Source organism: Serratia sp. OS31, assembly GCF_014164835.1.
GTDB classification, from domain to species: Bacteria; Pseudomonadota; Gammaproteobacteria; order Enterobacterales; family Enterobacteriaceae; genus Serratia; species Serratia liquefaciens_A.
This window is the reverse complement of record NZ_JACJFQ010000016.1, coordinates 104,093-121,427: the sequence shown is the minus strand read 5'-3', so window position 1 is coordinate 121,427 and position 17,335 is coordinate 104,093. Positions and strand designations below refer to the sequence as shown.

The 17,335-nt window shown below is 57.7% G+C and carries 15 protein-coding genes; 8 read left to right on the top strand and 7 right to left on the bottom strand.

The genetic code is table 11. The annotated features are described in order from the left end of the window. The first annotated feature begins 3 nt into the window (after window positions 1–3). The 3 genes from H5P17_RS15050 (at window position 4) to H5P17_RS15040 (ending at window position 3,281) form a co-directional block, all read left to right on the top strand. Window positions 4–912, top strand: coding sequence for a LysR substrate-binding domain-containing protein (locus H5P17_RS15050; protein WP_182823748.1), 909 nt, complete (start codon window positions 4–6; stop codon window positions 910–912). Window positions 913–995: 83 nt separating this feature from the next. Then, window positions 996–2,876 carry a potassium transporter Kup gene (locus tag H5P17_RS15045; protein ID WP_182823739.1) on the top strand — a complete coding sequence of 627 codons (1,881 nt, stop codon included), beginning with the start codon at window positions 996–998 and terminating at the stop codon, window positions 2,874–2,876. A gap of 102 nt (window positions 2,877–2,978) precedes the next feature. Continuing rightward, a complete protein-coding gene (locus H5P17_RS15040) occupies window positions 2,979–3,281 on the top strand; it encodes a cupin domain-containing protein (protein WP_182823737.1) in 303 nt (100 codons plus the stop codon). Here the strand turns inward: H5P17_RS15040 and H5P17_RS15035 are convergent, their stop codons facing one another. Next, window positions 3,282–3,866 carry a TetR/AcrR family transcriptional regulator gene (locus tag H5P17_RS15035; RefSeq protein WP_182823735.1) on the bottom strand — a complete coding sequence of 195 codons (585 nt, stop codon included), beginning with the start codon at window positions 3,864–3,866 and terminating at the stop codon, window positions 3,282–3,284. Between the two features lie 140 nt (window positions 3,867–4,006). On the opposite strand from H5P17_RS15035, the gene H5P17_RS15030 reads away from it, so the two are divergent. From H5P17_RS15030 to H5P17_RS15020, 3 genes are read left to right on the top strand one after another with little or no spacing between them, the layout of a single operon-like run. Next, the gene (locus H5P17_RS15030; RefSeq protein WP_182823733.1) at window positions 4,007–5,062 is read left to right on the top strand and encodes a sugar phosphate isomerase/epimerase; all 1,056 of its coding nucleotides are present in this window, start codon (window positions 4,007–4,009) and stop codon (window positions 5,060–5,062) included. Between the two features lie 29 nt (window positions 5,063–5,091). Continuing rightward, complete coding sequence (locus tag H5P17_RS15025; protein WP_182823731.1) at window positions 5,092–5,988, top strand: alpha/beta fold hydrolase; 897 nt, start codon at window positions 5,092–5,094, stop codon at window positions 5,986–5,988. Next, on the top strand, window positions 5,978–6,886 hold the full coding sequence (locus H5P17_RS15020) for an alpha/beta hydrolase (protein ID WP_182823729.1): 909 nt from the start codon (window positions 5,978–5,980) through the stop codon (window positions 6,884–6,886). The genes H5P17_RS15025 and H5P17_RS15020 overlap by 11 nt, the downstream gene beginning before the upstream one ends. A 52-nt stretch (window positions 6,887–6,938) precedes the next feature. On the opposite strand, the gene H5P17_RS15015 is transcribed toward H5P17_RS15020, so the two are convergent. After that, window positions 6,939–8,372, bottom strand: coding sequence for an NAD-dependent succinate-semialdehyde dehydrogenase (locus H5P17_RS15015; protein WP_182823727.1), 1,434 nt, complete (start codon window positions 8,370–8,372; stop codon window positions 6,939–6,941). A 213-nt stretch (window positions 8,373–8,585) separates the two neighbouring features. Here H5P17_RS15015 and H5P17_RS15010 point away from each other — a divergent pair, with 213 nt between their 5' ends. Together H5P17_RS15010 and H5P17_RS15005 are read left to right on the top strand one after the other, a co-directional pair. Continuing rightward, window positions 8,586–9,413: an AraC family transcriptional regulator gene (locus tag H5P17_RS15010; RefSeq protein WP_044551382.1), complete on the top strand. Its 828-nt coding sequence runs from the start codon at window positions 8,586–8,588 to the stop codon at window positions 9,411–9,413. A gap of 104 nt (window positions 9,414–9,517) precedes the next feature. Continuing rightward, window positions 9,518–10,483, top strand: coding sequence for a DMT family transporter (locus H5P17_RS15005; RefSeq protein WP_044551380.1), 966 nt, complete (start codon window positions 9,518–9,520; stop codon window positions 10,481–10,483). Between the two features lie 31 nt (window positions 10,484–10,514). Here the strand turns inward: H5P17_RS15005 and fusA are convergent, their stop codons facing one another. From fusA to H5P17_RS14980, 5 genes are all read right to left on the bottom strand, one after another. Next, window positions 10,515–12,620, bottom strand: coding sequence for an elongation factor G (fusA, locus tag H5P17_RS15000; protein WP_044551378.1), 2,106 nt, complete (start codon window positions 12,618–12,620; stop codon window positions 10,515–10,517). Between the two features lie 194 nt (window positions 12,621–12,814). Next, the gene (locus H5P17_RS14995; RefSeq protein WP_044551376.1) at window positions 12,815–13,027 is read right to left on the bottom strand and encodes a hypothetical protein; all 213 of its coding nucleotides are present in this window, start codon (window positions 13,025–13,027) and stop codon (window positions 12,815–12,817) included. Window positions 13,028–13,152: 125 nt separating this feature from the next. Further along, window positions 13,153–14,190: an ABC transporter ATP-binding protein gene (locus H5P17_RS14990; protein WP_182823725.1), complete on the bottom strand. Its 1,038-nt coding sequence runs from the start codon at window positions 14,188–14,190 to the stop codon at window positions 13,153–13,155. Further along, window positions 14,187–15,770 (bottom strand): iron ABC transporter permease, encoded by a 1,584-nt coding sequence (locus tag H5P17_RS14985; protein WP_182823722.1) that lies wholly within the window; start codon window positions 15,768–15,770, stop codon window positions 14,187–14,189. The genes H5P17_RS14990 and H5P17_RS14985 overlap by 4 nt, the downstream gene beginning before the upstream one ends. Window positions 15,771–15,804: 34 nt before the next feature. Next, window positions 15,805–16,821: an iron ABC transporter substrate-binding protein gene (locus H5P17_RS14980; protein ID WP_182823720.1), complete on the bottom strand. Its 1,017-nt coding sequence runs from the start codon at window positions 16,819–16,821 to the stop codon at window positions 15,805–15,807. Between the last annotated feature and the right edge of the window lie 514 nt (window positions 16,822–17,335).

The window sequence follows — 17,335 nt, the reverse complement described above, 5'->3', positions numbered from 1 at the left end:
CATATGAAAAAAACAGAACAATACAATGTGCCGTTGCCAAACGATCCGCCGCTGCGCGCCGTACGGACCTTTGAAGCTATCGCCCGTCTGGGGAGCATCAGCGCCGCCGCGAAAGAGTTGGAAATATCGCCATCGGCGGTGAGCCATCAGCTCAAAACGCTTGAGGCCTTTCTGCAAATGCCGCTGACCGAGCGTCAGGGGCGCCGGTTGATATTGCGCAACGAAGGGCGGGACTATTACCGTTCGATCCGCTCGGCATTTAACGTGCTGCGTCAGGCAACGGAGCAGGTGCGTGAGCAGTCGGCTTCCCGGCAGGTGACCATCAGCCTGATCCCGCTGTTTGGCATGGGGTGGTTCATTCCGCGCTTGCGCGGCTTTCTGCGCGAGAATCCCGAAATCGACATCAACGTGGTGTATGCCAATCACCGCAATTACCTCAGCGACGCGGCAGATATCTCGATTCGCTTTGGTTCGGGGCAATGGAGTGGCTATCGCAGCGAAAAACTGATGTCCGGCAAAATGGTGCCGGTGTGCAGCCGTGGGTTTATCCAACTGCACGGGCTGTTGGACATGCCAGAGCAGCTTGCACCCTTGCCGCTGTTGCACGACGAAGAGCGTGCAACCTGGATGCAGTGGTTTCAATTGGCCGGCGTCAAGCGGCCGCTGCGCAGTACCGGCCCGATGTTCGAGGACGGCCTGTTAACGCTGGCGGCGGTACAGGCGGGCCTGGGCTGCGCGCTGATGCGTGAACCCCTGATCGAACCCTATCTCAACAGCGGCGAACTGGTTAAATTGTTCGATCTGGCGATTGACGACGGTCGCGATTACTACCTGTGTGTACGCCAGGACAACGAACTGTCGCCCGAGGGGCTGAATTTGCAACACTGGCTGCTGAAAGAGGCGGGAAACTGAAGGTTATCTCACTGACAGGCACACGCTAGCCGCCTGAACTGACTATCCTGAATAAACCGCAATGGTGAATACTGGAGACGTCAATGAGCGCAGGGAATGAACCGGAACAGACGCCGAAAACGGGCCTGCCGCTGCTGGCCGGTGGCGCACTGGGCGTAGTGTTTGGTGATATCGGCACCAGCCCGTTATACACCCTGAAAACCGTGCTCTATCTCTCGGGGGATGCGCCGTCCGCGCCGGTGATCCTGGGCCTGCTGTCGCTGATTTTCTGGACGCTGGTGATCGTCACCTCGCTGAAGTACGCCATGTTTGCCATGCGCATCGATAACCGCGGCGAAGGCGGCATTATGGCGTTGATGTCGTTGTTGGTCAGCAAGAAAAAGGCCCGGCCGATGGTGCTGTTTGCCGGTCTGTTCGGTGCGGCGTTGATTTACGGCGACGGGGCGATTACCCCGGCGATTTCAGTGCTGTCAGCGTTGGAAGGGCTGAACATCGTGCTGCCCGAGTCGAAACCCTATATTTTGCCTGCGGCGGTGCTGATCCTGGTTAGCTTGTTTGCCATTCAGCCGTTGGGTACGGCACGCATCGGCAAAGTCTTCGGACCGATCATGGCGCTGTGGTTTTTCTCTATCGCGGTGCTGGGTATTTGGGGCATTGTTCAGCATCCGGCGGTGCTGATGGCATTAAATCCGCTGTACGGCATCCACTTTCTGTTTTCCAATGGGTTGACCAGCTTTTTGGTGCTGGGCGGCGTGTTTCTCTGCGTCACCGGCGCGGAGGCGCTGTACGCCGACATGGGCCATTTCGGCAAAAAACCGATTTGGCTGGCCTGGTTTGGTATCGTCTTCCCCAGCCTGTTACTGAACTATGCCGGGCAGGCCGCGCTGATCCTCTCCGGTGCCGACGTCACCCAGAATATCTTTTTCCGCCTGTGCCCGCCGATGCTGCAAATCCCCCTGGTGATCCTGGCGACCCTGGCCACCATTATCGCCAGCCAGGCGATCATCAGCGGCGCCTTTTCCATGACCCGTCAGGCAATCCAACTGGGTTGGTTGCCACGTTTGCGGGTGAAGCAAACCACCGAGGAGAGCTACGGGCAAATCTATATCGGTGCCATCAACTGGTTGCTGATGGCGGTGACGGTATTTCTGACGGTGTTTTTCAAGTCTTCCGACAATCTGGCCGCGGCTTACGGTATTGCGGTTTCTCTCACCATGATCATGACCACCGGGCTGCTGTTTGTGGCCATGCGCGAGGTATGGCGCTGGGGAACCCTCGCCAGCCTGCTGGTTGCCGGCGGCTTCTTTATCGTCGATCTCAGCTTCCTGTTGGCTAACCTCAGCAAGGTCATGCAGGGCGGTTATGTCCCTTTGCTGATGGCCACGCTGGTTTATGGGGTGATGTTAATCTGGCATCGTGGAGTGCTGGCGGCCTCTCGGACGCTCGGGGAAAAGAGCCTGCCGCAGGCGGATTTTCTGGCGCAGCTGGAGGAACGTAACATCCCAAGAGTGCCGGGCACCGCCATTTTTCTGACCCGAACGTTAACCGGCACGCCACCGGTAATGAAATGGCACGTTAAACGCAACGGTTCGCTGCACGCCAATGTGCTGGCGCTGCATATCATGATAGTTAACGAACCGCGGGTAACGAATGCCGAACGGTTGGTGATGCGACAGCAGTCGCCGGGTTTCTGGTGCGCGGTAGCCAGCTATGGCTTTATGGAAAGGCCCAATATTCCCCGCTTGTTACAGCATGTGGAGGCGCAGAAAACCGGGCTCAACTTTGACGACGCCACCTACTATCTGGGGCATGAAAGCGTGGTGCGCCGTGAAGCCAGAGACAGATTGCCAGCCTGGCAGCGCAACATTTTTGCGCTGATGGTGCGCAACGGTATGCATGTGACGGATTACTATTATCTGCCCAGCGATCAGGTGGTGGAGATCAGCCGCCGGGTGCCGGTTTGAGCCGCCTGGCTATAGGTTAAAAGCAAAGGTTATTTAGCCGTTGGCGCGCCAGGAGGTAAATTGCCGTGGCAGCGAAGGGCGCTGCTTGCTGGAGAAGGGTTTATGTCATTATTCGATCTTACTGCGCTGGCCGCCGATCTGCCGCAGGCGTGGCGCTCCAGCGTACTTGGAAAGGTGGGGGCGGCCAATATCAAAGTGCTGCGGATGGATCAGCGTGCGATTGCCGATGAGGTGCACGACTACCATGAGGGACTGCTGGTGATCGCCGGGCAGTTGCGGCTGGAAGTACAGGGAGAGACCATAACGGTCAATGCCGGGCAACTGTATCAGGCCGCCGCCGGTGTACCGCATCGGGTGCTGGCGGGCAGCCAGGGCACCCTGGTGATTTTTGATTTGCCGGAGTGATCAATCCAGCGTGGCGAGCGCAATCTTGACCGCCGCTTCCAACCTTGCCGGGCTAACGCCATCACGCGCCTGAACCGACAGGCCGTGCAAGAAGGCGGCAAAAAAGTCGCCAAGGGCGTTAGCGTCGGTATTGGGCGGCAGTTCACCACTGGCAACGGCCGCGTGCAGCCGATCAACAATGCCTTGGGTGCGAAGCAGACGATGTTCCGCCAGCCAGGCTTTGATCCCGCTGTTTTCGTCGCTGACGCTGGCAGCGGAGGAAACCACCATACACCCTTGCGGCAGGTCTGCGCGGCTGTAGAGCGCCACCGCGTCATCCAGCATGCGTTTTATCGCCGAGCGCACGCTGTTTTCTTCACTAAAGGCACGGTCGGCAAACCCGCCTTCGAGGCTTTCGTAGTGGGCAATGGCTTCGCGAAACAGCAACTCTTTCGAGCCGAACGCCTTATAAATACGGGCGGAAGCGATGCCCAGTTCGGTCACCAAATCCGACATCGAGGTGCCTTCGTACCCCTGACGCCAAAACAAGTCTCGTGCTTTCAGTAACGCCTGTTCACGATCGAATTCGCGTGGTCTGCCTGCCATGACTCCGTTCCTGTCCTCAGTTGTTCAGTAAAACAGGATCGCTTAAATCCACTGTAATACCAACGATTTTTTAAAATTCGCTTGCCGGGAGATTCATTTGAGCCCATTGTTTGTCAATCGACAAACAATGGGAGTTTATGATGAAAACCCTGAAAGGTCCAAGCCTGCATCTCGCCCAGTTCAGTGACGACACTGCCCCTTTTAACAGCCTGCCGGCGATCGCCCAATGGGCGGCGAAAACCGGTTTTAAAGCCCTGCAGATCCCCGCCTGGGACAGCCGTCTGTTTGATCTGGCCACCGCGGCAGAAAGCCAGACCTATTGCGACGAACTGATCGGCATGCTGGCAGAACAGGGGCTGGTGGTCAGCGAACTGACGACGCATATTTTCGGTCAGTTGATGGCGGTGCACCCGGCTTATGACTCATTGTGCGACAGCTTTGCGCCACCGGAGCTGCACGGTAATTCGCAGGCGCGCAGCGAGTGGGCGCACCAGCAACTGCTGCTGGCGGCCAAAGCCTCAGCGCGGCTGGGCCTGACCGAAATGGGCACCTTTTCCGGCTCACTGGCCTGGCCTTATCTGTTCCCGTTCCCGCAGCGCCCGGTGGGTCTGATCGAAACGGCGTTCGATGAGTTGGCCAAACGCTGGCTGCCGGTGCTCAACGCCTGCGATGAACAGGGGGTGAACCTGTGTTATGAAATCCACCCCAGCGAAGACCTGCACGACGGTGTGACCTTTGAAATGTTCCATCAGCGAGTTGGCGGACACCCGCGCTGCCAAATCCTGTTCGATCCGAGCCACTTCGTGCTGCAGCAGCTGAACTACCTGGATTACATCGATATTTATAAGGATTTCATTCGCATGTTCCACGTCAAGGACGCCGAATTCAATCCCACCGGGCGACAGGGCATTTACGGCGGTTATCAGTCATGGACCGAGCGCGCCGGACGTTTCCGCTCATTGGGCGACGGCCAGGTGGATTTCAAGGGCATCTTCTCCCGGCTGACGCAGCACGGTTACGACGGTTGGGCGACGCTGGAGTGGGAGTGTTGCCTGAAGCATCCACAGGATGGGGCCCGCGAAGGTGCCGCCTTTATTCGTGATCACATCATCAATGTTACCGACAAGGTGTTTGATGACTTCGCCGGCGCGCCGGTTGATCAACAGCAAATCAACACTTTGCTCGGCCTGCGCTGAGCCACGCAATTCCACGACGGAGAACAACAATGACACTGCAAAATAACGGGTCCATGACCAATGGACCTGAGCCGGAACACGTCTATGCGCGGGTAAAGGGTAACCGCATCCACTGCGTCACACTGGGCGAAGGGCAGCCGGTATTGCTGATCCCAGGCTGGCCGCAAACCTGGTTTACCTGGCGTCATGTCATGCAAGCGCTGGCGGCGGCGGGTTTTAAAGCGATAGCGGTAGACCCGCCGGGCATCGGCGATTCGGACAAGCCGATCGGTGGGTATGACACCGGCAGCATTGCCGAGACGCTGCACCAGACCATGCTGCAACTGGGGCATGATCGTTATCAACTGATTGGCCATGACATCGGCATGTGGGTTGGCTATGCGATGGCGAGCGACTTCCCGCAGGCGGTGACGGGGCTGGTGCTGACGGAGGCGGTGATCCCCGGCCTGGCACCGGCGCCACCGATTTTTGTCCCGGCAGATCAAAATATTTTCCTGTGGCACTTCATGTTCAACCAACTGGCGGATCTGCCGGAGACGTTAACGCTGGGCCGCGAGAGGGAGTATCTCAGCTATATCTTTAACCGCTGGTCCTATCGCCGGGATCGGGTGGCGGCGGAAACCTATATTGCCGCCTATTCAGCACCGGGAAGCCTGCGGGCCGGTTTTGACTACTACCGCGCCATTCCGGAAACCATCCGCCAAAACCAGCGGCGGGCGGAGACTCGGCTGACCATGCCGGTGATGACCATTGGTGCAGAACACGCCACCGGCGACGCGCCCTTCGTCACGTTGCGCGACAACGCGGTGGATCTGCGAGGAGAAACCGTGGCCGGCTGTGGCCATTTCATTACCGAAGAGTGCCACGAGGAATTTATCGCGTTGGTGCTCCCCTTCCTGTCAGGGAGCCAGAACCATGCCGCTTGATCCCCTGATTGCTCGTTTTCTGGCGGAGGCTGCGCAGGCACCGGCGCCTGCATCGCTCGGTGAGATGCGAGAGGCCGCCCAGGCCGGGCTATTGGCGCTGCAGGGCGAAGCCGAAGCCAGCGGTGGCGTCCGTGATGGTTGGGTGACCGCTGACGACGGGCAGGCTATCGCCATTCGTGCCTATACGCCGGTGGGGGCGACACCGGATGAGCCTTTGCCTGCGATGCTGTATGCCCACGGCGGCGGCTGGTGTCTGGGATCGCTGGCGCTGTACGACCGGCCTTGTCAGGCGTTGGCCAATGCCACCGGGCGATTAATCCTGTCGGTTGACTACCGGTTGGCGCCTGAGTATCCCTATCCGCGGCCGCTCGAAGACGTGTATCAGGCCTTGTGCGGCGTGGTGGAAAGGGCCGATGAGTGGGGCGTTGACGTTGCCCGCATGGCGGTAGGCGGCGACAGCGCAGGCGGTAACCTGGCCGCGGCGGTGGCGTTATCGGCCCGTGACCGTAAGGGGCCGCAGATTGAGCATCAGCTGTTGCTGTATCCGGCATTGAGTCGTGCGATGGATACCGCAAGCTATGAGGAGTATGCGCAAGGGTATTATTTGACGCGGGAAGTGATGGAGTTTTGCTGGGACACCTATCTGGGCAACGCGGACGAGTCACAGGATCCTTACGCAGAGCCACTGCATGCCCCAAGGTTACAGCGGTTACCCCCGGCGACCATTCTCAGTTGCGAATACGATCCGTTGCGCGACGAGGCCGAGCTTTATGCCCAGCGGTTGCAGGAGGCGGGTGTAGAGGTGCGTTGTGAGCGGCTGCCGGGCATGGTGCATGCCTGCATTCACATGCTGGGCTTGACCCCGGCGGCGCGCTTGTTGTTCGACAAGCTAGGCTGATAAAAAATGCCCCGAATGGATGATTCGGGGCATTTTTGCCGGCCTGAATGACTTAACGGCCGGCGACGGTGACGAAGCGGGTTTCCAGATAGGATTCGATCGCTTCGCTGCCGCCTTCGGTACCGTGGCCGGAGTCTTTAACCCCACCAAACGGCGTTTCAGGCAGGCCAAAACCTATGTGGTTGATGCTGAGCATGCCACTCTCCACATCGCGCCCCAGCGCCGTCACCGTGGCGATGTTGCGGCTGTAGGCGTAAGCCGCCAGACCGTACGGCAGGCGGTTAGCCTCGGCGATGGCTTCTTCATAAGTGGCGAACGGACGCAGCAGGGCTACCGGGCCAAAAGGTTCTTCAGACATCGCGCGCGCATTCAGCGGCACGTCACGCAATACCGTCGGTTCAAAGAAATTACCGACACCCGCCACGCGGTGACCGCCGGTTGTGGCTTTAGCGCCCTGGGCAATCGCATCTTTCACAAAGGCATCAATAGCCTCTACGCTGCGTTGCAGTACCATTGGGCCCATGGTGACGCCTTCCTGTAAACCGTTGCCCAGCTTGATGTCACGCACCGCCGCGGTGAACTTCTCGACAAAGGCTTCATAAACGCCTTGCTGGATCAGGAAACGCGTCGGGGCAATGCAGACCTGACCGGCGTTGCGGAACTTGGCCAACGCCAGCTCTTTGGCGGCCGCGTCGAGATCGGCATCGTCAAAAATCAGCACCGGCGCGTGGCCACCCAGCTCCATAGTGGCTTTCTTCATGTGCTGACCGGCCAGTGCCGCCAAATGTTTACCCACGCGGGTGGAGCCGGTAAACGAGATTTTACGAATGGTCGGATGCGGGATCAGGTACTCGGAGATCTCCGCCGGAGTCCCGTATACCAGCGCGATAACGCCCGCCGGCACGCCTGCGTCGGCAAAGGCTCTGATCAGCTCCGCCGGTGAGGCCGGAGTCTCTTCCGGGCCTTTGACGATGATCGAACAGCCTGCTGCCAGCACGGCGGACAGTTTGCGAACAATCTGATTAATCGGGAAATTCCACGGCGTAAAGGCGGCAACGGGGCCCACCGGCAGTTTCAGGGTTTGCTGCTGAACATCGCGGCTGCGGGACGGGATAATCTGGCCGTAAGTGCGGCTGGCTTCGCCGGCAAACCAGTCGATCACGTCCGCCGAATTAAGGATTTCAACCTTGGCCTGCGCCACCGGTTTGCCTTGTTCCTGACTCATGATGGCGGCGATCTTCTCGGCGCGTTCACGCAACAATGCTGCGGCCTTGCGCATCAGGTTTGCACGCTGATAGGCGGAGGTGTCGCGCCAGACTTTAAAACCGCGTTCGGTTGCGTCCAGTGCCAGATCGAGATCGGCTGCGGCGGCATGCGCCACGCTGCCAATCACCTCATCGGTCGCGGGGTTGGTGACCGGCGTGGTTTTGCCGGCGACTGCGTTACGCCATTGTCCGTCGATATAGAGTTGAGTATCTGGATACATTGTTGCCTCTTACTTTCAAGGGGTTAAAAACGGGTTTCCCGTTCTGCGGCGGGATAATCAAGACGCCGGTGCTGGCTGGCAGATGCCTGACGCTGAGTAAAATACCCTACGCTGAATGAGCATCAGCGTCCAGAAAACCGCGTTGCGCACTACTCAAAACCTGCGGCGTTGTCTATCCTATCGGCATCGGCACAATTGAAGCAGGGCGGTACGGTGCAGGGTGTTCCACAACAGTTTCCCTTTGAGAAAGACAGCGCGCAGTTTCGGCATCTACCGCAGATGCCGGGCGTTGAGCTTTATCACGCGCATATCGAGCGCTACGTTTTTGAGCCGCACACCCACGATGCTTTCGCCATTGGTACCGTCGATTCGGGGGCTGAGCGCTTTCGCTATCGCGGAGCACAACATTTGGCGGCGCCGGGTTCGCTGATATTGATGAACCCGGATGAGTTGCACACCGGCGAATCGGAAACCGCCGGCGGCTGGAATTATCGGATGCTTTATCTGGAACCGCACACGCTGGAACGGCTGTCCGGTGAGCAGGGGTTTTGGTTCACCGATGCCATACGCCAGGATCCGTTAGCGGCACGGCAGTTGTCCGCCACGCTGGCCGCACTGTGGCAGGCTCGTGATCCGCTGACCATCGACGATCTTCTGATGCAGGTCATCAGCATTTTCCGTCCGCATATCCAGGCTGCACGCCCGTTGAAAGCAGAAGCGGCGCACCGTTTTGATATCGTCAAAAGCTATCTGCACGATAATTTTGCTTCCGTCATTACGCTCGATCAGTTGGCGGCGCTGGTTTCTCTCAGTCCCTATCATTTTCTGCGTAAATTCAAAGCCCAATACCATGTATCCCCTCAACAAATGCTGATGGCGATCCGCCTGTCACAGGCCAAACAGATGCTCGGGCGCGGCATGCCTGCGGCACAGGTGGCGGCCGCAGCGGGGTTGACCGATCAGGCACATTTGACGCGCGCTTTTGCCAATCGTTACGGTGTCACACCAGTGCGCTACCAGAAACAGGTCACCAACCGCTAAAACAGCAACCTGCTACAATATTTTCCCGCCCGAGCTCGTTAGGCTGACTCCAAGTGTTTAATCACGGGTTCGCATTGCTGTCCCCGGTTGTTGATGGAGTCATTATGTTTGTCGGCGTGTTATTTGCCTTGTCTGCCGGGCTGATGTGGGGGCTGATTTTTGTCGGCCCGGTGTTAATCCCTGAATACCCGGCGGCGCTGCAGTCGACCGGGCGCTATCTGGCCTTTGGGTTGATTGCCTTGCCGTTGGCCTGGTTTGATCGTCATCGTCTGAAAAAGTTACATCGTCACGATTGGCTGGAGGCGTTAAAGCTGACGGCGATTGGCAACCTGCTGTATTACCTGTGCCTGGCGAGTGCCATTCAACGTACTGGCGCGCCGGTCTCTACCATGATTATCGGGACGCTGCCGGTGGTTATCTCGGTGACCGCCAACCTGTTTTACAGCCGACACGATGGGCGGCTTTCCTGGCGCAAACTGACGCCGGCGCTGGTGCTGATTGCCTGCGGTCTGGCGTTGGTCAACGTTGCCGAACTGCAGGGCAATACGGCCCCGATCGACGTCTGGCGTTATACCAGCGGCTTGGGCCTGGCGCTGCTGGCGGTGGCGTGCTGGACCTGGTTCCCGTTGCGCAATTCCCGCTGGCTGCGCGAGAACCCGAACCACAGGCCCGCGACCTGGGCGACCGCGCAGGGCCTGGCGACGCTGCCGCTGGCGCTGCTCGGCTATTTGGTGGTTTGCGGTCATTTGGCCCTTACCCGGCCTGAGTTTGCGTTGCCTTTCGGACCCAGGCCGGAGGTGTTCGTGCCCTTGATGATGACTATCGGCATTCTGTGTTCGTGGATTGGCGCTCTGTGTTGGAATGAGGCGAGTCAGCGTCTGCCGACGGTGTTGGTCGGGCCGCTGATCGTCTTCGAAATTCTGGCCGGCTTGGCTTACACCTTTATGCTGCGCCAGGCCTGGCCACCGTTGCTGACGCTGGGCGGTATCGCCTGCCTGATAGTGGGGGTGGTGTCGGCGATGCGGATCAAGCCGCAGTCGGTGGTGGTCAGCGTTGGGGCCAAGGAGTGACGCCTGCCGCTGAATGCGGCAGGCGTTACGCTTACTTTTTACTGTGGTGGATGATCTCTTCGGCCACGTTACGCGGCGCTTCGGCGTAGTGGCTGAACTCCATGGTGTAGGTGGCGCGCCCCTGCGACATTGAGCGTAAGGTGGTGGAATAGCCAAACATCTCGGACAGCGGCACCTTGGCGTGAATTTCCTTGCCGCCGCCGCCCGGGATATCTTCCATCCCTTGAACCAATCCGCGCCGTGACGACAGATCGCCCATTACGCTGCCGGCGTAATCTTCCGGCGTTTCTACCTCTACCGACATGATGGGTTCGAGAATCACCGGATCCGCCTGACGGCAGGCCTCTTTAAAACCAAAGATGGCCGCCATGCGGAAGGCCTGCTCCGAAGAGTCGACGTCGTGATAAGAGCCGAAGGTCAGGTGTACTTTGACATCCACCACCTGATAGCCGGCCAGCACGCCGTTATTCAACGCTTCCAGCACGCCTTTTCTCACCGCCGGGATAAATTCACCCGGGATCACGCCCCCTTTGATTTCATCGAAGAATTCAAAACCCTTGCCCGGCTCATTAGGTTCCACCGTCAATACCACGTGGCCGTACTGGCCTTTACCACCGGACTGGCGCACGAATTTGCCTTCCACGTCGGTCACGCGCTTGCGGATGGTTTCGCGGTAGGAAACCTGCGGTTTGCCGGTGGTGGTCGCCACGCCGAACTCGCGGCGCATGCGATCGACGATAATTTCCAAATGCAGTTCGCCCATACCGTAAATAATGGTCTGGCCCGACTCTTCATCGGTGCGCACGCGGAATGACGGGTCCTCTGAAGAAAGGCGTTGCAGCGCGATGCCCATTCTCTCCTGATCGGCTTTGGTTTTAGGCTCAATCGCCTGAGCGATAACCGGTTCCGGGAAGACCATTTTTTCCAGCGTGATAATGGCGTTGGGATCGCACAGGGTGTCGCCGGTGGTGACGTCTTTTAATCCCACGCAGGCGGCGATATCACCGGCGTGCAGTTCTTCGACATCCTTACGATCGTTGGCGTGCATTTGCACGATGCGGCCAATACGTTCTTTCTTCCCCTTCACCGGGTTGTATACGCTGCTGCCTTTGGCCAGCACGCCGGAATACACCCGCACAAAGGTCAGTTGGCCAACGAAGGGATCGGTCATCAGCTTGAACGCCAGCGCAGAGAACTTCTCATCATCAGACGCCCGGCGGATCACAATATTGTCACGCTCGTCATGGCCTTCCATCGGTGGAACGTCAAGCGGCGAGGGCATCAACTCAATCACTGCGTCCAGCATACGCTGTACCCCTTTGTTGCGGAATGCAGAACCGCACAGCATCGGCTGAATTTCACCGGCTACGGTGCGCAGGCGCAGGCCGCGAACGATCTCTTCTTCGCTGAGGGGCTCCTGATTGAGGTATTTGTCCATCAGCTCTTCCGAACCTTCGGCGGCAGCTTCAACCATTTTATCCCGCCATTCCTGTGCAGATTCGCGCAGGTCTGTCGGGATCTCTTCAAAGCTGAAACTCATCCCCTGGGTCGCTTCGTCCCACAGAATGGCTTTCATGCTCACCAAATCCACCACGCCGGTGAAGTGGTCTTCGGCCCCAATAGGAATGACGATCGGTACCGGATTGGCCTTAAGGCGCTCGATCATCATTTTGCGCACGCGGAAAAAGTCAGCGCCCACGCGGTCCATTTTGTTGACGAACGCCAGCCGCGGCACCTTGTATTTATTGGCCTGGCGCCAGACGGTTTCCGACTGCGGCTGCACGCCACCCACCGAGTCGTATACCATGACCGCACCGTCAAGCACGCGCATGGAGCGCTCAACCTCAATGGTAAAGTCTACGTGCCCGGGGGTGTCGATAATATTGATGCGGTGCTGCGGATAATTATGCTGCATGCCGTTCCAGAAACAGGTCGTCGCCGCCGAAGTAATGGTAATGCCGCGTTCCTGCTCCTGCGCCATCCAGTCCATGGTGGCGGCGCCGTCGTGCACTTCGCCCAGCTTGTGACTGACCCCGGTGTAAAACAGAATCCGCTCGGTGGTGGTGGTTTTGCCGGCATCGATATGCGCCGAGATGCCGATATTGCGGTAGCGTTCGAGGGGGGTAGTACGTGCCATAATTAACCTTTCTTAGCCGCGTTAAAAGAAGGGCGGCTTTAACCAGCATGAAAAATTATGATAATCCTCTGTGGGTTATCTCCGGACGGGTGAATGCTTGCACCGGTCACAAATTAATCGTAGTTGATGAAAGGGTTTTTACTCAACGATGGCTGCGATAGGTTTTTTCGTTCAGAGCGACGGGAAGCTAATAGCTAATAGAGTTTTATTTTGACCTGCTGCTGCTCCAACAGAGTACTGACATAGCCGTAGGCGGAGTAGAAAGCCAGAAACGACAGAATGAGCACGCAAAGCGTCACCTTAAAGTTCACATCGCCGTCCCTCGAAAGCTTAAAAAAGCAGTAGATAAAGGCCAGAATAAACATAAAGGTGAAGATAAGGGCCGATGCGGCATACAAAATAAGCATAATCTGTCGTCTTACGGTGGTAGGGAGTTGAGTGAGGCGTCAGAGTACTACAAGGCGACGACAAAGTTCATAGATGTAATACCGGCGCCTGTTCTGCAGGTACCGGTTTGACTGAGTGGCAGGCATTACCCGGCAAAAATATGTGCCTGACCGATGATATTCAGATTGACGAGGGTGCCGGCCCGCAGGCCTTCTCGGCTGACAGTTTTAATTTCGATCGTCGTGCCACTGTCGGCCATACGCAGGTTCAAGGTGGAGACAAAACCGGCGAAATCGATATGGGTCACCACGGCCTGGCCTGGATGTTGGGAATTGGACTGGCTGATTTGAACTTGCTCCGGGCGTAGCATGATCCGAGCTGGCCCCCGGCGGGCAGGATCGTCGACGGCAATCCGCCCCAGTGCGCACTGGGCCCAACCCTGTTCAAGCTCGGCGGAAAGCACCAGCGTCTCACCTAAAAAGGTGGCAGTAGGCTCGTCCACCGGGCGTAGATAAAGATCCTGCGGTGGCCCAACCTGTGCCAGACGCCCATTGCGCATCACCGCCACCTGGTCGGCAAATGACAGGGCTTCGGTCTGATCGTGGGTCACCAAAATAGACGCCACTTTGGCTTCGGCCAACAGTTCCGCCACTGCTTTTCGGGTCGCGGCACGCAAGCCGGTATCCAGAGCGGAAAAGGGCTCATCCAGCAACATCAATTTAGGCTGTTGGGAGAGCGCCCGGGCTAACGCCACGCGTTGCTGTTGACCGCCAGAAAGCTCATGTGGCCACAGTGCGCCCAGACGGCGATCCAGCGCCACCATGTCCATCAGCGCATCTATACGCAGCTGCTTGTCACTCTTGCTGCCTTTCAGGCCAAAACCTATGTTGCCCGCTACGGTAAAGTGCGGAAACAGCGCGCCATCTTGCGGCACAAAACCAATGCCACGCAGGTGCGCCGGTACCCAGCCGCTGCCATTGCCCATCGAGTGGCCTTGCAGTATCACCTGACCGCTGTCCGGTATTTCGAAACCGGCAATGATGCGCAACAGGGTGGTTTTCCCCGAGCCGGAAGGGCCGACGATCGCGGTGCGGCTGCCTGGTGCAACCTGCAAATCAATATGCTCCAGCACTTTGACTGCGTTATAGGACTTGCCGATGCCTTGTAGTTCAAGCGTGCTCATAATCCCGCCGTGCGTTTGGATTGAGAATAAAGAAGCCAGGTCAGTGGCAGGGACAACGCCACCATAATCAGCGCGTAGGGGGCCGCCGCTACATAGTCGATCTCGCTGGTCAGTGCCCAAAAAGCGGTGGCCAGCGTACGTGTGCCATTAGGCGCCAGCAGCAGCGTGGCGGTCAGCTCATTGGAGATGGCCAGAAATACCAGTGCCGCACCGGCGGCTGCGCCGGGAGCCGCCAGTCGCAGCGTGGTACTCCAAAGAGCCTGGGCAGGGGAACGGCCGAGGCTGCGGGCCACATTTTCCAGTTCAACCGGCGCTTGGGCAATTCCGGCGCGCAGGTTGATCAATGCCCGGGGCATAAACATCAGCAGATAGGCCAGCAGCAGGGTAATTTCGGTTTGATAAATCGGGCGGAAGCTGTGAATGGTGACCGTCACCAACGCCAACGCCACCACAATTCCGGGCAGCGAACTGGTGACATAATTGCAACCCTCCAGAACCCGATACAGTCGTGCGGGGTAGCGTACCGAAAGCCAGGCCATTGGAATGGCGCACAAGGTGATCAACAGGGCTCCGCCGGCCGCCAGCGACAGCGTTTGCAACAGGGCCGGCAGCAGTTCGGCATTGCGCCAGACCTCAACCCCACCCAAAGTCAGCCAGCGGGCCAGGGTGATAAAGGGCACGCCCAGCGCCAGCGCGGTGAGTGCCAGGGGCAGCAGCAGGCCGAACAGGGTAGCGACAGGCCCAAGGCGGTAAGCATTCTGGCTGCGGGCGCTACCGGAACCGACGCGGGCATAGCGTGCCCGGCCTCGGCTGCCGGCTTCCAGCAGCAACAGCACCAGGCAGCAAAGCACCAGTACCCCGGCCAGCATATTGGCCGCCGGGCCGTTAAACGTAGACTGGAACTGATCGAAAATGGCGGTGGTGAAGGTGTCGAAGCGGATCATTGCGTACAGACCGTACTCCGCCAGCAAGTGCAGGGCGATCAGCAGCGAGCCCCCCCAGGTTGCCAGTTTTAGCTGCGGTAATACCACGCGGAAAAATACCGCCAACGGGCGGGTACCCAGAGAAGTGGCGACGTCTTCAATACCGGGATCCAGCCGGCGCAATACGGCCGCGGCCGGCAGATAAATAAACGGAAAATAGGCGATGACCGAAATAAAGACCCCAGCCCCCAACCCATGCATCGAAGGCACCAGGCTGATCCAGGCGTAACTTTGCACGAAGGCAGGAACCGCCAGCGGTGCGGTCGCCAACAGCGACCAAAAACGACGACCCGGCAAAGTGGTACGTTCGGTCAACCAGGCCAGCGTCACCCCCAGCAGGGCGCAAATCGGCAGCGTGAAGAGAACCAGCAGCAGGGTATTTAGCAGCAGTTCGGCCACCCGGGGGCGAAATACCAGAGCTTTCACCGTGGGCCAACCGGTTTCAAACGCCACGCTAATGACAAACCCCAACGGCAGCAGTGCCAGCAGGGAGAGTAAAATGGCGACCGCCACGATAAACAGTCCCGGGCGCTGATGGCGTCGGGCTGAAGCATAACGTGGCGCTGCACCGGCAGCGTTGAAACCTATATTCGACATAGGGTTAAAAGCTCTCTGTACGGGTAAGACAGGCTTATAGCAGACCGGCTTCGGTCATCAGTTCGACGACCTTTTTGCCGTTCAGCGCGGAGGCATCAACTTTAGGCGCATCCAGCTCTTTCAGCGGCACCAGTTTCGGGTTGGAGGCAGCGTTGACGCCTACGGCATATTCGAAGGCATTGTTGGTACGCAGGATCTCCTGGCCGTTTTTACCGGTGATCCACTTCACGAACGCCTGAGCTTGCTGCTGGTGTTTGCTTGAGGCCAGCACGCCACCGCCGGAGATGCTGACAAAGGCACCCGGATCCTGATGTTTGAAGTAGTGGAGCTTGATATTTTTACTGTTCTCGCCGGTCTTGGCACCGTCGACAAAGGGATAGTAGTGGTAGATGACGCCGCTGTCGATTTGCCCGGCATTCACCGCTTTCATGACGGTGCTGTTGCCTTTGTAAGCGGTGAAGTTGGTTTTCATCGCTTTCAGCCATTCCAGCGTGGCTTTCTCGCCCTTCAACGCCAGCAAGGCGCTGACGATGGCCTGGAAATCTGCGCCTGAAGGCGAGGCTGCCCAGCGGCCTTTCCATTCCGGCTTGGCCAGATCCAGCAGCGATTTCGGCAATTGCGCTTCGGTCAACTTCGCCGGGTTGTAGACGAATACCGTTGAGCGGGCCGCGATGCCAATCCAACGACCATGCTGTGGACGGTACTGCGGTTCAACCTGGGCCAAGGTGGCAGCGTCCAAGGGGGCAAACAGTTTGGCGTTATCCACTAACACCATCGCCGGGGAGTTTTCCGTCAGAAATACGTCGGCGGGGGATGCACTCCCTTCTTGCACCAGTTGATTACCCAACTCACTGTCGCCGCCGTTACGCAGGGTCACTTTAATGCCGGTGTCTTTGGTAAAACCGTCCACCCAGGATTTCACCAGGTTTTCATGTTGGGCGTTATAAATAACGATACCTTCATCCTGGGATGCCGCATTGGCGGAAAACGCCAGCATCATGGACGACGCCAGCAGGGCAATGGGGCCGAGAGAAGTGAAACGCAGCTTCATACAGTCATCCTTTTATTGAGAGAGTGCAGAGAAGAAAAGCGAATGAATAAGGCCTGGCGAATGCCGGGCAGCCCTGATTGTATATAAGAACATTAATAATGATAGTGAAAACGATTCGTATTAATTTATTTTTATATTTTGTTCACTAATTATCTTGTCTTAAGGAAAAATTAAGCTTGAGTATTATTGATGGTTTTTATTCGCTAATTCATCAGTATTTATAATGCGTTAACGGATTGGCAGTGAAATGAAACAAATAACCCCGCTGTTTGGCCGATCTTCTTTGCTGACGATGCAGGCGCCCTAAGAACCACGAGTGACGCTGTTTAACGCATTCATCCATCGGCATGAAGTGCCGGTCGGATAGCCGTTGACATTGTTTCAGATCAGGTGAAAAACAGACTCATCGGATAGTGAGTAGAGGTTTGATAATGAAAGAAATTCATGTTGTTTCACCCCCGTCATTTTGGTTATGAGTCATAGCGTTTAATGATTTAATTTATTCAACTGCTTC

Excerpts from the sequence above, each read along its gene's own strand:
- H5P17_RS15050 (WP_182823748.1), top strand. The coding sequence starts at position 4 with ATGAAAAAAACAGAACAATACAATGTGCCGTTGCCAAACGATCCGCCG.
- H5P17_RS15045 (WP_182823739.1), top strand. The coding sequence starts at position 996 with ATGAGCGCAGGGAATGAACCGGAACAGACGCCGAAAACGGGCCTGCCG.
- H5P17_RS15040 (WP_182823737.1), top strand. The coding sequence starts at position 2,979 with ATGTCATTATTCGATCTTACTGCGCTGGCCGCCGATCTGCCGCAGGCG.
- H5P17_RS15035 (WP_182823735.1), bottom strand. The coding sequence starts at position 3,866 with ATGGCAGGCAGACCACGCGAATTCGATCGTGAACAGGCGTTACTGAAA.
- H5P17_RS15030 (WP_182823733.1), top strand. The coding sequence starts at position 4,007 with ATGAAAACCCTGAAAGGTCCAAGCCTGCATCTCGCCCAGTTCAGTGAC.
- H5P17_RS15025 (WP_182823731.1), top strand. The coding sequence starts at position 5,092 with ATGACACTGCAAAATAACGGGTCCATGACCAATGGACCTGAGCCGGAA.
- H5P17_RS15020 (WP_182823729.1), top strand. The coding sequence starts at position 5,978 with ATGCCGCTTGATCCCCTGATTGCTCGTTTTCTGGCGGAGGCTGCGCAG.
- H5P17_RS15015 (WP_182823727.1), bottom strand. The coding sequence starts at position 8,372 with ATGTATCCAGATACTCAACTCTATATCGACGGACAATGGCGTAACGCA.
- H5P17_RS15005 (WP_044551380.1), top strand. The coding sequence starts at position 9,518 with ATGTTTGTCGGCGTGTTATTTGCCTTGTCTGCCGGGCTGATGTGGGGG.
- fusA (WP_044551378.1), bottom strand. The coding sequence starts at position 12,620 with ATGGCACGTACTACCCCCCTCGAACGCTACCGCAATATCGGCATCTCG.
- H5P17_RS14995 (WP_044551376.1), bottom strand. The coding sequence starts at position 13,027 with ATGCTTATTTTGTATGCCGCATCGGCCCTTATCTTCACCTTTATGTTT.
- H5P17_RS14990 (WP_182823725.1), bottom strand. The coding sequence starts at position 14,190 with ATGAGCACGCTTGAACTACAAGGCATCGGCAAGTCCTATAACGCAGTC.
- H5P17_RS14985 (WP_182823722.1), bottom strand. The coding sequence starts at position 15,770 with ATGTCGAATATAGGTTTCAACGCTGCCGGTGCAGCGCCACGTTATGCT.
- H5P17_RS14980 (WP_182823720.1), bottom strand. The coding sequence starts at position 16,821 with ATGAAGCTGCGTTTCACTTCTCTCGGCCCCATTGCCCTGCTGGCGTCG.